At 51.7% G+C, this 14732-nt stretch carries 11 protein-coding genes; 5 read left to right on the forward strand and 6 right to left on the reverse strand.

Going from position 1 to position 14732, the window contains the following annotated elements:
- Window positions 1-55 precede the first annotated feature (55 nt).
- A complete protein-coding gene (locus J9260_RS11830) occupies window positions 56-1231 on the reverse strand; it encodes a pyridoxal phosphate-dependent aminotransferase (RefSeq protein WP_210217961.1) in 1176 nt (391 codons plus the stop codon).
- A 153-nt stretch (window positions 1232-1384) separates the two neighbouring features.
- Here J9260_RS11830 and J9260_RS11835 point away from each other — a divergent pair, with 153 nt between their 5' ends.
- Complete coding sequence (locus J9260_RS11835) at window positions 1385-2587, forward strand: methyltransferase domain-containing protein (protein ID WP_210217962.1); 1203 nt, start codon at window positions 1385-1387, stop codon at window positions 2585-2587.
- On the opposite strand, the gene recD is transcribed toward J9260_RS11835, so the two are convergent.
- On the reverse strand, window positions 2584-4155 hold the full coding sequence (recD, locus tag J9260_RS11840; protein WP_210217963.1) for an exodeoxyribonuclease V subunit alpha: 1572 nt from the start codon (window positions 4153-4155) through the stop codon (window positions 2584-2586). The genes J9260_RS11835 and recD overlap by 4 nt on opposite strands.
- Window positions 4152-5063, reverse strand: a complete 912-nt coding sequence (gene galU / locus J9260_RS11845) for a UTP--glucose-1-phosphate uridylyltransferase GalU (protein WP_210217964.1) — start codon at window positions 5061-5063, stop codon at window positions 4152-4154. Before galU ends, recD begins: the two co-directional genes overlap by 4 nt.
- Before the next feature lie 124 nt (window positions 5064-5187).
- Between galU and der the strand changes: the two genes are divergently transcribed.
- The gene (gene der / locus J9260_RS11850) at window positions 5188-6609 is read left to right on the forward strand and encodes a ribosome biogenesis GTPase Der (RefSeq protein WP_210217965.1); all 1422 of its coding nucleotides are present in this window, start codon (window positions 5188-5190) and stop codon (window positions 6607-6609) included.
- A gap of 2 nt (window positions 6610-6611) precedes the next feature.
- Here der and J9260_RS11855 read toward each other — a convergent pair whose 3' ends face one another.
- Window positions 6612-7349 (reverse strand): TSUP family transporter, encoded by a 738-nt coding sequence (locus J9260_RS11855; RefSeq protein ID WP_210217966.1) that lies wholly within the window; start codon window positions 7347-7349, stop codon window positions 6612-6614.
- Window positions 7350-7489: 140 nt separating this feature from the next.
- On the opposite strand from J9260_RS11855, the gene J9260_RS11860 reads away from it, so the two are divergent.
- From J9260_RS11860 to J9260_RS11870, 3 genes are all read left to right on the forward strand, one after another.
- Entirely contained in the window at window positions 7490-8695 is a 1206-nt protein-coding gene (locus J9260_RS11860; RefSeq protein ID WP_246499420.1) for an NnrS family protein, read from the forward strand.
- A 68-nt stretch (window positions 8696-8763) separates the two neighbouring features.
- Window positions 8764-9981, forward strand: coding sequence for an efflux RND transporter periplasmic adaptor subunit (locus J9260_RS11865; protein WP_210217967.1), 1218 nt, complete (start codon window positions 8764-8766; stop codon window positions 9979-9981).
- Window positions 9978-13136 (forward strand): efflux RND transporter permease subunit, encoded by a 3159-nt coding sequence (locus J9260_RS11870; RefSeq protein ID WP_210217968.1) that lies wholly within the window; start codon window positions 9978-9980, stop codon window positions 13134-13136. The genes J9260_RS11865 and J9260_RS11870 overlap by 4 nt, the downstream gene beginning before the upstream one ends.
- On the opposite strand, the gene aroB is transcribed toward J9260_RS11870, so the two are convergent.
- Together aroB and J9260_RS11880 are read right to left on the reverse strand one after the other, a co-directional pair.
- Window positions 13114-14184 (reverse strand): 3-dehydroquinate synthase, encoded by a 1071-nt coding sequence (aroB, locus tag J9260_RS11875; RefSeq protein ID WP_210217969.1) that lies wholly within the window; start codon window positions 14182-14184, stop codon window positions 13114-13116. The genes J9260_RS11870 and aroB overlap by 23 nt on opposite strands.
- Window positions 14165-14707, reverse strand: coding sequence for a shikimate kinase (locus tag J9260_RS11880; protein ID WP_210217970.1), 543 nt, complete (start codon window positions 14705-14707; stop codon window positions 14165-14167). Before J9260_RS11880 ends, aroB begins: the two co-directional genes overlap by 20 nt.
- Between the last annotated feature and the right edge of the window lie 25 nt (window positions 14708-14732).

Consider the following 14732-nt stretch of genomic DNA (forward strand, 5'->3'; position numbering starts at 1 on the left):
CATTCCCTGTTAAGTGATGGCTGGGTGAGGATTTCCTAAACGCATGGACTCGTGTTTAAACGGAAGCGATCCGTGCCAGTGCATTTTCTAAGTTTGCCATGCTGGTAGCGAAGGAAATGCGAATATGTCCTTCCAAACCAAACGCCGAACCCGGCACAACTGCCACGCCGGTTTTATCGAGCAAATAACTCGCTAATTCCGCGTCATTATTTAAGCCTAAACGTTTAATCATGCCTTCCACATTCGGGAAGCTGTAGAACGTGCCGTCAGCAGGCAAGCATTCCACCCCATCCATCGCGTTAAACGCTTGCAATACAAATGCATGACGCTGTTCAAAAGCTGCCACCATCGTTTGAATGAAGCTTTGATCGCCATCCAGCGCGATTGCTGCTGCGTATTGCGAAATGGAAGTTGGATTAGAAGTGCTTTGTGACTGCACCATGCTCATTGCTTGGATCAGTTTTTCTGGGCCGCCCGCGTAACCAATCCGCCAGCCAGTCATGGAATAAGCTTTGGAAACCCCGTTAAGCACAATGGTGCGCTCGTACAAATCCGGGCAGGCATTGAGAATATTGACGAACTTTCTGCCTTCAAACAACACGTGTTCGTACATATCATCCGTCGCGATCAACACCTGCGGATGACGACGCAATACTTCGCCCAATGCAGCCAACTCGTCGAAGGTGTACGCCACGCCGGTAGGATTTGACGGGCTATTAATCACAAACAAACGGGTTTTAGGGGTAATCGCTGCTTCGAGTTGCGCGGGCGATAACTTGAAATTTTCCGCCTGCCCAGCCGCCACGATTACAGGTGTTCCATCTGCCAGCAACACCATATCGGGGTAAGAAACCCAGTACGGCGCGGGAATAATGACTTCATCACCGGCATCCAGCATGGCTTGGCACAAGTTATAAAAACTTTGCTTACCACCGCACGACACCAGAATTTGTTTCGCGGTGAAATCCAGACCGTTATCGCGTTTAAACTTGCGGATAATCGCTTGTTTTAACTTCGGCGTGCCGTCAACGGCGGTATAACGGGTTTCACCTTGTTGGATGGCTTCAATCCCGGCCTGTTTAATGTGATCCGGGGTATCGAAATCGGGTTCACCCGCCCCAAGACCGATAATGTCGCGACCAGACGCTTTAAGCTGCGCTGCCAGTGCAGTGATTGCCAGTGTAGGTGAAGGTTTGACGCGCCCGACGCGCCCTGAAAGTTGTATATCCACTGATACTAACCGTATTCGTTTTACCATAAACCCGGCAAGTGCTATTGGCTGCCGGACGTTTGTACCCTATTGCGGTGCGTAATGTTACTGTAAGATAGCCTCGCACATAAGACAGCAAAGTCAATTTTTCAACGCAATTCTTCAGGTAAGCCCATGAAAACTGCCACGCTTGCTAACGTTGAAGTGTCTCTGACATGGCGCAGTGCCGTTGCCAGTCACTGTGACCGACTGTTTGTGAGCAACATTGATACAGCGCATGACAGTGTTCCTGCACCACTTTCACAAAAATTACTCGACCTAAAAGCGGGTGAAAGCTGCAACGCACAGTTTGCTGCCGGGGAATTAGTGCCAGCGCACGACCCGCTGCGACGGGTGGCATTTCCACGTACACAATTCATCAGCCAGCAACGCCATTTACGCATCGAACCTCGGTTAGGGCGATTTTATCCGCAGGGTTTCGCTTGGCAAGCGTTAAACTGCACGCCAAATACGTTTCAACCTTTTCGCATTATCAATGACACGCGATTGACGCTTGATGGTGATTTAAATCATCCGCTGGCACAGTACCCGCTCACCCTGCACTTACGCGATACGCCAGAGCTTGTTAGTCAGCCGCAACGGGCGAATACGCCGCGTGATATAGCGCGTTTAATCACCGAAAATGGCGCGGGAATGCAAACGCCTTACCCGAAGGTGTCCACGGATTTTTACGCAGATTATCCGTTTGGGCGCGGCGATGAAGCACAAGACGCGCAATTTTATACTAATCCACGTTTAATCAGGCATTTGGATAGCACTGCGATTGCCCAAGTAACAGCCCTTTACGCCCGCTTATTAACCCCGAATACGCGGGTACTGGATTTAATGAGCAGTTGGGTATCGCATTTGCCGGAATCTCTAGCCCTCAAGACTGTGACCGGCTTGGGCATGAACGCAGCAGAATTAGCAGCAAACCCGCGCTTAACCAAGCGCGTGGTACATGACCTCAACCATCAGCCACAGTTACCGTTTGCGGATGACCAATTTGATGCGGTAATTTGCAGCGTATCAGTGGAATACCTCACCCAACCTTTAGCAGTAATGGAGGAATTAGCACGGGTTACGCAAGCAGGTGGCAAAGTCACTATGGTGTTTTCTACGCGCTGGTTTCCAAGTAAAGCGATTAGCCTTTGGGGGGAAATGCACCCGTTTGAACGCCAAGGCTTAGTGCTGGATTATTTTCTAAAGACGGGGAAACTTAGCGAATTACACACCGAATCGCTCCGAGGTTTACCGCGCCCGAAAACTGATCCTCATTACCGCGAAACGTCGGTGTCTGATCCGGTGTTTGCGGTATGGGGAACGGTCGCAGACTAAACAACCGTTAATTTCTCCTGCAAACACGAGGCAGGCGGCATCACTTGCTGCAATGCGCGTTGCAACGTAGCGCGACTCGCAATCACGTGAATCCCCTGTTTCGCACGGGTCACAGCGGTGTACAGCAATTCGCGCCCCAGCAACGGTGAATCCTCCACATCCGGCAACAGTAATAGCACGCGGGTAAATTCCGACCCCTGACTTTTATGAATCGTCATCGCCCAAGCAGTTTCGTGGGCAGGCAAACGAATCGGCGCGACTGCACGAAACTCCCCCGCCTGCTCGGTCGGAAACCACACCCGCAACACGCCTTGCGCATCCGGTAGCGCAATCCCAATATCGCCGTTAAACAATTCCTGACGGTAATCGTTTTGCGTCACCATCACCGGCCTGCCCACATACCAAGGGCGCAACGCCCCCGCGTGCGTGGGTAACAAACGTTGCATCACGTTATCCACCCACGGATTCAAGCCTTCCACACCCAAACGACCTTGGCGCAACGGGGTTAAAATGCGCAAATCGTTAAATGCCTGAAACACCGCTGTCACATCACCCGCTTGCACTGCTGAAACATACGCTTGCCAGCCATCTTGTAACCACTGCGCTTGCAAACCTTCGCCGCTTTCATCCCACGAAACGCTAGGAAATTCCTCTGCGGCTAACACGACCAGCAAACGAGTTTCATCAGCGGCACGAATCGCCTGCGCTAACTGCCCGACCCCATCGCTCTCGCTGAAACGGTAACTACGCTGCAATACCTGACGATGCGCTTGCAACGCCGGAGCTTCGCACAAATCGCGGAAAATCGACCCGGTTTCCACCGAAGCCAATTGATCTTTATCGCCCAATAAAATCAGCCGTGCCGAGGGCGACACCGCCTCAAATAAATGCGTCATTAGGGAAATATCAATCATCGAGGCTTCATCCACGATGACTACATCCGCTGGCAATGGGTGTTGCGCATGGTGACGAAACCCCACGCGGTTGGGAATGTAGCCCAGTAAACGGTGCAAAGTACGCGCTTGCGTCGGCAACTGTTCGGCAATTTCCACCGGCAATTGTAAACGTTCGCGAGTATCGCGAATCGACTCCAGCATTCGCATCGCCGCTTTACCCGTGGGTGCTGCCAGCAAAATGCGTTCCGAGCGCACCCCTTGCGCCAGTAAATCCGCCATCAGGCGCGTTACCGTGGTGGTTTTACCCGTACCGGGGCCGCCGGAAATAATCCACAGCGCGGGAATGCCTGCTACACCTTCCCCTTGTGTCAAACGTTGACGCACCTGCGTCGCCAAACGCTCTTCGTATTGCCAGTAACGGTAAAGCCACGCATGAGTCGCGTTCACAATAATCGGTTTGTAATCACCCGGTTCACCCACCACATCCGCTTGCAGCGCGGCGGGATCAACACCGGGCAACCCCGCCAACGGTGCGGCAATCACCCCGTTACGGGTGCGCTCACTGACGTATTTCACCAGCGCACGCAAGCCAGCAACATCCGCCGTACCGCCCAGCCGTTGCAGCAAGGCGGCAAGTTGCTCATCTAGCGGATGGGTCAGTGCGGGAGTCAAAGCGTTTTCACGTACTCTTTCAAGAAAGCATTGAAACGACTTCCCAGTTCCGGGTGGCGCGAAGCGTATTCCACATTCGCCGCCATATAGCCCATTTTGGAACCGCAGTCGTGGCTTTTACCTGTCATGTGGAATGCATTTACTTGGTATTCGCGCATCAGTAAACCAATCGCATCGGTCAACTGAATTTCATCACCCGCGCCCAATGGGGTGCGCTTTAACCAGCCCCAAGTATGCGGCGACAATACATAACGCCCAACGACCGCGAAGTTGGAAGGTGCATCTTCAACATCCGGTTTTTCCACAATCGCGCTTAACGGCACAGATTCACCCGGTTCTAACCCCTGCCCGTTCAAATCAACGATACCGTAAGAAGACACTTTAGCTTGCGGCACGGGTTCGACCATGATCTGGCTGTAGCCGGTTTCGTCGTACAAGGACAACATCGCGGCTAAGTTTTCCTTACGCAAATCGCTGCTGTATTCGTTCAAAATCACATCAGGCAACACCACCGCGAAAGGTTCATTCCCCACCACCGGGTAGGCGCACATAATGGCGTGGCCTAAACCTTTGGCCTGCCCCTGACGCACTTGCATAATGGTAACGTTAGACGGGCAAATGGAACGCACTTCATCCAGCAATTGGCGTTTGACGCGCTTTTCGAGCATGGTTTCCAGCTCAAAACTGGTGTCAAAGTGGTTTTCAATCGAGTTTTTACTGGAATGGGTAACTAATACGATTTCATTGATACCGGCAGCGACGCATTCACTGACGACGTATTGAATCAGCGGTTTATCCACAATAGGCAGCATTTCTTTAGGAATGGCCTTGGTTGCAGGCAACATGCGTGTACCCAAACCAGCCACGGGAATAACGGCTTTACGGACTTTATGATTATGGTGACTCATCGAGTGTATCCTTTAGTGTTCCTAGTAGATTGTGCAATGCGCGAAACTGTACCGTATTCGCAACTGTTTATCATCATATGCTCATGGTATCCTTCGCCGATTGTTTTCTTGCAGTATACGTCGAATGAAACCTGTTCTTGCCTTAATCGGCCGCCCTAATGTGGGTAAATCTACCCTTTTTAATCGCCTGACCCGCTCGCGTGACGCGCTGGTAGCAGATTTTCCCGGTTTGACCCGTGACCGTAAATACGGCACTGGCGACCTTAATGGGCGCAGCTATATGCTGATCGACACTGGCGGTTTAAGCGGTGAAGAAGTCGGCATTGACGAACACATGGCAAAGCAAACCCGCGCAGCGATGCAAGAAGCCGATGCGATTTTATTCATCGTGGATGGCAGACAAGGTTTAACCGCCGCCGACCAGCAAATTGCGCAAGACATTCGCGTGATGGGCAAGCCGGTATTCTTGCTGGTCAATAAAATCGACGGTGTGGATGCGGATCAAGCCTCTTCCGAGTTTTATACGCTGGGCTTTACCGAAGTTTTTCAAATTGCGGCGGTACAAGGGCGCGGTGTCACGGTATTGATGAACACGGTTCTCGATACCTTGGGTGCGGATTTTGATGACGAAGAAGCCGAAGAAGACGATGGCAGTATTCGTATTGCCTTCGTAGGTCGCCCGAACGTGGGTAAATCGACCCTGATCAACCGCATTATGGGCGAAGAGCGCGTGATTGCGTTTGACCAACCTGGCACAACCCGCGACAGTATTTTCATCCCATTTGAACGTGACGGGCAAAAATACACCCTGATCGACACTGCCGGGGTACGTCGCCGCAGCCGGGTCGATGAAACCATCGAAAAATTCAGCATTATCAAAACACTGGATGCGATTCAACGCGCCCACGTCGTGATCATGCTGGTAGATGCGCACGACACCATCGCCGATCAAGACGCGCACTTACTGGGCTTGGTATTGGATGCGGGCAAAGCCCTCGTGTTGGCGATCAATAAATGGGACGGGCTGGAATCCGACGAACGCGACTGGATCAAGCAACAGCTTGAAATCAAACTGCCGTTCCTTGATTTTGCGGAAAAGTATTTCATCTCTGCGCTGCACGGCTCCAACGTCGGCTTGCTGTATACGGCGGTGAAACGCGCTTACGATTCCGCCATGCTCAAAGTGCCCACGCCGCGCTTGACGCGCATTCTGGAAATGGCAGTGCAACAACATCAGCCGCCGCTCACTCGCGGGCAACGCATTAAATTGCGCTACGCTCACCAAGGTGGCAGCAACCCGTTCCGTATTATTATTCACGGTAATCGCACCGATTACGTGCCAGATATGTATACGCGCTACCTGACCAACTATTTCCACAAGACCCTCAAACTGGTGGGTAGTCAGGTACGGATTGAATACAAATCGGGTGAAAATCCGTATGAAGGCAAGCGCAATACCTTGACCCCACGTCAGGAACACACTAAAAAACGCCAAATGGCGCGAGTACGTGAAATCAAGAAAAGCGAGAAGAAGAAAAAGAAGTAGTCTTAATCAAGCAGCAGTTTCAGTGAAACTAACAGCGACACTGTAACCAACACCGGGCGGATCAAGCGTGTACCGTGCTTGACCGCCATGTGTGAGCCGAGGTAACTACCAATCACCTGCCCTACTCCCATCACCAAGCCTGCCAGCCACACGATATGCCCCGACAGCGCGAAAAATAGTAGCGAAGTAATATTACTGGTGAAATTCAGCAACTTGGTATTTCCCGTCGCTTTCGGCAAACCGTACCCTAACAATGCCACGTAGCCCATCGTAAAAAATGTACCCGCGCCGGGGCCAAAAAACCCGTCGTAAAACCCCACCGTAAAACCGACACCCAGCGCAAACGTTAACGGTGACACGGACTGCTGTTGATCCACATCGCTGATTTTCGGCGAAAATAAAAAATACAACGCAAACGCCATCAACAACACCGGAATAGCTTTTTCCAGCACGCCCGCATCAATTTGCTGCACCAATAACGTCCCACACACCGCGCCCAAAAAGGTTAATGCAATGGTTAACTTCTGCCCCTTTACATCCACTAAACCGTGGCGGGTGTAATTGAGCGTAGCGGTAGATGAGCCAAAACTGGCCTGTAATTTATTGGTTGCCAACGCTTCCAACGGCGTAAAACCCGCCCATAGCAACGCGGGAATAGACAATAAACCGCCACCACCACCGATGGCATCCACCCATCCGGCAATCAGCGCGACCACAAACAAAGCTAATAATAATTCCATACCCAGCCTTTATTGGACGAATAAACACCGCTCGTAACCCAAGCACGCCCATAATACCGGGTTTCTTTTACGCCGCTTAAAAGAGTTCTGCTAAACTTCGCCCTTACCACCTGAAAATCACTTACTAGACAGGAAGTCACATGATCATCAACCTCGAAAAACCTTACACTGGCAAGTACGCGCTTGATCACCTCGGTTTTCGTCCGTTTTTCCTCGCTGCCGGATTATTTGCCATATTAGGCATGGTGTTATGGCTGGGCATCTACCATTTTAAATGGCTGCTATTACCGAGCAATTACCCTGCAACAGTATGGCATGGGCATGAAATGATTTTCGGCTATGCGGTAGCCGTGGCGGCGGGATTTTTATTGACTGCGGTCAAAAACTGGACAAATCGCCCCACCATTAGCCAACAACCACTGCTGATACTCGCCTTGCTATGGTTTTTAGCGCGGGTATTGCCTTTTACCGGTTTATTGAGTGTGGCTGCGGTGGTGGATACCGCGTTTTTACTGTGGCTGACTTACGAAATGGCGCACCCAATCATCAAAGCCCAGCAATGGAAGCAAATGGCTTTGGTAGGCAAAGTGGCGTTGCTGATCCCCGCGAATATCGCGTTTTACCTCGGTTTATTGGGCTATTGGACAGAAGGTGTGCAAGTTGGTTTATACGCAGCGTTTTACACCATTCTGGCACTGATTTTTACAATGGGACGGCGCGTCATTCCATTTTTTATTGAGCGTGGTGTCGGCTGCCCGTTTGAAGCGAAAAATGATGTATGGGTTGACCGTTTTAGCCTGATTTTATTTTTAGGGTTTGCGGTGGCAGATGTCATCGCAATGGCGTTTGGTCATGCTACCGCGCACTTCCTCGCCGGTTTGCTGGCATTGGCGCAAGTGCCGTTACACGCCTTCCGCATGGTTGGCTGGTATCACCCGAACTTGTGGGAAAAAACCTTGTTGTGGGTGTTATACCTTGCTTATGGTTGGCTGGTTCTGGGCTTTTTCCTGAAGTTTTTAGCCGTCGCAGTCAGTATTTCGCCTTGGATTGCCTTGCACGCTTTCGCAATCGGTGGCATTGGCATGATGACCATCGGCATGATGGCGCGGGTAGCGTTGGGGCATACCGGACGCAATGTCACGGAACCGCCCACCAGTTTAATTCTGGTGTTTTTGGTGCTATTTAGCGCGGCTTTTATTCGGGTGTGGAATGTTTGGCTCGTACCGGAATTTTACGGCGAATGGATTCTAACGGCACAACTGCTGTGGATTACCGCATTTACCGTGTTTATGTGGCACTATGCACCGATCTTGATTAAGCCGCGTATTGACGGACGCTATGGTTGAATTTTCATACTGTTTGCACAATCCGGCAGTAACATAGCCCCACTTGGGAAAAGGACAGGTTCGCACACATGAACATCAAAAAAATCATCCTGCCACTGCTGGTTATTGCTGTCGGTATCGGTGTTGGTAAATTCCTCATCGCTACCGGCCCGGAAGCAGAAAAGCAACCGTCCGAAGCCCGCCCTGTGATTGTCGAAGCACAGCCACTGAAACTGCGCGATTATCAGGTCACGGTCAATGCTTCCGGCATTGTGCAAGCACAAACCCAAACCAATTTAGTCGCAGAAGTCTCCGGCAAAGTGCTGGAAATTTCTGCCGATTTCCAAGAAGGCGGCTATTTCGACAAAAATGCTACGCTGCTCAAATTGGATGCTTCCAATTACACCAACGCCATTACCATTGCAGAGGGAGATCTAGCCCAAAAGCAACTCACCCTGCAAGAGCAACAAGCGCAAGCCAAACTCGCGCAACGCGACTGGAATTTACTCGATGGCAATGCTTCCCGCCCCCAAAGTGACTTGGCGGCGCGTCGCCCGCACATTGCCGCCGCGCAAGCCGCAATCAATGCCGCCGATGCCAAACTTCAGCAGGAAAAACTTAATCTTAACCGCACCCGCATTACCGCGCCTTACCGTGGACGGGTGCAGGAAAAGCGCGTTGACGTGGGGCAATACGTTACCCCCGGCACAGTGTTGGGCGTGATTTACGCAACGGATGCGGTGGAAGTGCATTTACCGTTATCGCTGGCACAATACGCTTTGCTCAATATCCCGGAAGCATTTCGCAATAAAGCGGCGGATGCCGCGTTAATGCCCAAAGTCAGCTTCCGCCCCACGGCTGGCAACCTGCAAGATACTTGGCAAGGGCAAGTGGTGCGCAGCAGTGCCGCGTTGGATGAAAAAAGTCGTCAAATGACCGTCATTGCCCGCATTGACAACCCTTACGAAGCTCGCGAAGGCGTGAGTGCGCCATTACGCATTGGGCAATACGTGAGTGCCGCCATCCAGGGCAAACTATTCAACAATGTGTACGTTTTACCCAGTTCAGCAGTACGCCAAGGCAAAGAAATACTGTTGCTGCAAGATGGCAAAGTCGTGGTTCAACCGATTGAACTGGTGTGGAGCACCGAAAGCGAAATGGTGGTACGCAGCGAGGCGGATCTCAACGACAAGCGCGTGATTACCACGCCATTACCGCAGGCTACCGATGGGCAGGCTGTGCAAGTGGCGGGCGAAAAAAAGCCGCAAGCTAAGCCTGCCGACGCACCGCAGGAGCCAAAACCATGATCGCTTGGTTCGTCCGCAACCCTGTTGCCGCCAATATCCTGATGGTGTTTATTATGGTCATGGGGGTGTATTCCACCCTCAAACGCATTCCGTTGGAAGTGTTTCCCGAATTTGAGCTGGATATTGTCAATATTACCGTCGCCTACCCCGGTGCTACCCCGAAAGAGGTTGAGGAAGGCATTATTGTGCGTGTGGAAGAAGCGATTGCCGACCTGCAAGGCATTACTGAAATCCTCAGTGACGCGGCGGAAGGTTCAGCACAATTGCGGGTCGAAATCGACAAACAACACGATGTCACCGAACTGGTGAATCAAATCAAAACCCGTGTGGATGGCATTACCAACCGCTTACCCGCCGACGCGGAACGCCCGGTGGTAGAACAGCTTACGCGCCGTCGTGAAGTCATTAGCGTAGTACTTGCCAGCAATAAACTGTCTGAAACCGAATTGCGCCTGCAAGCTGAAAGTGTACGCGATGAAATGCTGCGCCTGCCCGGTATTACCCAAGCGGATTTAGGCGGGGTGCGCCCGTTTGAAATCAGCATTAGCGTACCGCAAGCGACGTTGCGCGAATACGGCATTACCTTGGATACCGTGGCACAAGCCATTCGTAATGCATCGCGCGATATTCCCGGTGGCACGGTGAAAACCACCGGTGGTGACATTTTGGTGCGCAGTTTGGGGCAAGCTTATAAGCAAGACGATTTCGCCAATATCACCGTTATCAGTAGTGCCAACGGTTCGCGCATCCGGCTGGGCGATATTGCGCATATCAATGATGGCTTTAACGAAGACGAACTGTATTCCGAATACGACGGGCAAAAAGCCGCGTTCATCAATGTTTACCGCATTGGTGATCAAAACGCGATTACGCTGGCAAATACCATCAAAGATTTCATTGCGAAACGCAGCGAAAGTTTACCAGCGGGAACGACGCTGGATTACTGGCGCGACAATTCCAAAACCATCAAAGCGCGTTTATCCACCCTCACTTCCAGTGCGATACAAAGTGCGATTCTGGTGTTTATTGTATTGACCTTGTTTTTGCGTATCGACTTAGCTTTTTGGATTATGCTGGGGATTCCAATCAGTTTCCTAGGCGCATTGTGGCTTATGCCAGAACTGGGGGTAACTCTGAATCTGGTGAGTATGTTTGCATTTATTTTAGTGCTGGGGATCGTCGTCGATGATGCGATTGTGACCGGTGAAAATATTTACTCACACGTTAAACGCCACGATGATCCACTGCGTGCTGCTGTTGAAGGCACACAGGAAATTACCGTACCCGTCACCTTCGGGGTGATGACTACGGTAGCAGCGTTTACGCCACTGCTCATGATGGCTGGGGATCGCGGGCCTATTTTTGCACAAATTCCCTTGATCGTTATTCCTGTACTGCTGTTTTCACTGATTGAATCCAAACTGATTCTGCCTGTGCATTTACGCCACTTGCACACCCGACGTGACTCTGAAATCGGCGCGTTCACGCGGTTTCAGCGTAAATTTTCACACGGGCTGGAAACCTTTATCGAGCGGGTTTACCGCCCATCATTAGACACCGCGCTGAATTGGCGTTACCTCGTCATCAGCGTGTTCATCGCGTTGTTTATTCTGACACTCACTATTCCGATGAGTGGGCGGATGAAATTCACGTTTTTCCCGCGTGTACAAGGTGAATACGCTACCGGCACGTTGCAAATGCAGGAAGGTACGCCACTCGCCGTGACTACCCGCCACGCCGAACGCATGAGCAAAGCCGCACAAGAGTTGCAGAAAAAATACATCGAACCCAGCACCGGCGAGAGCATTATTCAACATATTCTGGTAACAGTGGGAGCAACTGGCTCATCCGGCAGGCGCGGTGAAAGTGCGGGGAAATCGCATCTTGCCAGCGTTACCTTTGAAATTACCGCCCCCGAACAACGCACACTTACCATTAGCAGTACCGCATTGACAGGCGAATGGCGCAAGTTAATCGGGCAAATCCCCGGTGCACAGGAAGTCAGCTTCCGTGCAGAAGTCGCGCAGGGCGGCAGCCCGTTAGCGGTGCAATTACGCGGCAATGACTTCGATGAAATGGCGGCTGTTGCTGATAAAATCAAAGTAAAAATGGCGGAATATGACGGTGTATTCGACATTAAAAACAGCTTTGAAGGCGGCAAACAGGAAGTGCAATTGCGCATCCGCCCCGAAGCCGAACAACTCGGTTTGACCTTGGGCGCGGTGGGAACCCAAGTGCGCCATGCTATTTACGGTGCGGAAGCCCAGCGTGTCCAGCGCGATCAATCCGAAGTCAAAGTCATGGTGCGTTACCCCAAAAACGAGCGTTACTCGCTGTCAGATTTGCAAAATTTGCTGATTCGCACCACCGATGGCGCGGAAATCCCGTTGAGCGAAGTCGCTGACATCACATTAGGACAAGGTGCGCCGAAAATTTCGCGAGTAAATCGCCAGCGTGTGATCGACATTACCGCCGACGTGGATAAAGGGCGCATCAATATTCCTAAAGTCGTCGCCGACCTCAAAGCTTGGTTGCCGGAAGCTCTCGCTGCGCATCCGGGAGTTAGTTACGACATGGAAGGTGAGCAAAAAGAACAAAAAGAGTCGATGGGCAGTTTGATCATGGGCTTGGGTTTCGCGTTGCTGGCCATTTACATTTTGCTGGCGATTCCGCTGCAATCGTATGCGCAACCCTTGGTGGTGATGAGCGTTATTCCGTTTTCCATTATTGGCGCATTGGGCGGACACGCTTTAATGGGCATGGATTTAAGCATCAGCAGTATGTTTGGCTTGCTGGCATTGTTTGGGGTGGCGGTGAACGACGCGCTGGTGATGGTGGATCGCATCAATCAAAAGCTTAAAGAAGGTTTTGCCGTCGCAGAAGCGGTACGCGAGGCGGGCGTAGCGCGTTTCCGCCCTATCCTGCTGACCTCGCTGACCACTTTTGCGGGGATGACACCACTGATTCTGGATAAAACCACACAGGCGCAATTCCTGATTCCAATGGCGGTGACACTGGGATTCGGGATTTTATTTGCGACGTTCCTCGCGCTGTATTTAGTGCCTGCGCTTTACCTGATGAAAGCTGATGTGGGCGGGTTATTTGGGCGCGGACATAAAGCGGCGGACGCGCTTAACCCTGTAAAACCCGTTTAAGCGCGTCCGGGTCAAAATCAGCCGTAACGATGGATTCACCCAACGATTTCATCAATACCAGTCGTAACGTGCCATCCAGCACTTTCTTATCCACGGACATGTAACGCGCAAAATCCTCGCCACTCATCTGAGCTGGCGGGTCAACCGGCAAGCGGGCGCGTTGTAAAATATGGCGCACGTAAGCCACCTCATCCGCACCCAGCCATCCCATTTGCTGCGACATTTGCGCCGCCATTACCATCCCTGTTGCGACCGCCTCACCGTGCAACCATTGCCCATAGCCCATGCTGGCTTCAATCGCGTGCCCGAAGGTATGCCCCAAATTGAGCAACGCCCGTTGCCCGGATTCACGCTCATCAGCCGCTACCACTTCCGCTTTGTGTTCGCACGAGCGATAAATCGCATAGGTCAAGGTTTGCGGGTCACGCGCCAGCAAACCGTCCATGTTTTCATCTAACCAGGTCAAAAACGCCGGGTCACGAATCAAACCGTACTTCACCACTTCGGCAATGCCCGCGCTGAGTTCACGATCTGCCAGCGTATTGAGGGTGTCGGTGTCAATCAACACGCATTGCGGCTGGTGAAACGCCCCAATCATGTTTTTACCCAACGGATGATTAACCCCGGTTTTACCGCCCACCGACGAATCCACCATAGCCAGCAAGGTAGTCGGAATCTGAATAAAATTCACCCCACGCTGGTAACTCGCTGCCGCATAACCGGTCATATCACCGACAACACCACCACCCAAGGCAATCAAGGTGGTTTTACGATCCGCTTTGTTTTCGAGCAAATGCGTATAAATCTGGTTCAGCGTATCCAGATTTTTGTATTCTTCCCCATCCGGCAAAATGGCAGCGGAATGCTTTAACCCCGTCAACATCGCGTCGGTTGTCTGTAAATACAGCGGTGCAACCGTGGTATTGGACACCACCACCGCACTTTTACCGCGAATGTGCGGCGTAACCAGTTCAGGCTGTTGCAACAAACCTTGACCAATGTGAATCGGGTAACTGCGCTCGCCAAGATCAAGCTGGAGGGTTTGCATGGGAAACTTCCTGTAACTGTTTTAGTTTGGTGTAAATATCGCGCAAAATAACATTCACTTTCTGCTTACCGGTTGGCACGATTAAATCGGCAACTTCCAGATACAACGGTTCACGCATTTTCAACAAATCGCGTAACGTCTGTAACGGGTGACTGGTTTGCATCAACGGACGGCTGCGGTCGTGCTTGATGCGCTGAAACAAATGCTCAGCACTGGCACGTAAATAGATGACGCAACCGCCTGCTTTAATGTGCTGGCGGTTGGTTTCACGCAAGACGCTGCCGCCGCCGGTAGCCAACAAAATGTTGGGCATTGCGGTCAATTCGGCAATGATCTGTTCCTCGCGCTCACGGAAGCCCGCTTCACCTTCGATTTCAAAGATGGTGGGGATACCGACACCAGTACGCTCTTCGATTACCTTATCAGAATCGTAGAACGTCAGGTTCAGTCTCCGGGCGAGTTGTCGACCTATGGTGGATTTTCCCGCGCCCATCAGACCCACCAGAATGATGTTGTTTTGCATCCGGGATTTATGCCAGTACCGGGCG

It is taken from the genome of Thiothrix unzii (assembly GCF_017901175.1).
In the GTDB taxonomy this organism is placed as follows: Bacteria; Pseudomonadota; Gammaproteobacteria; order Thiotrichales; family Thiotrichaceae; genus Thiothrix; species Thiothrix unzii.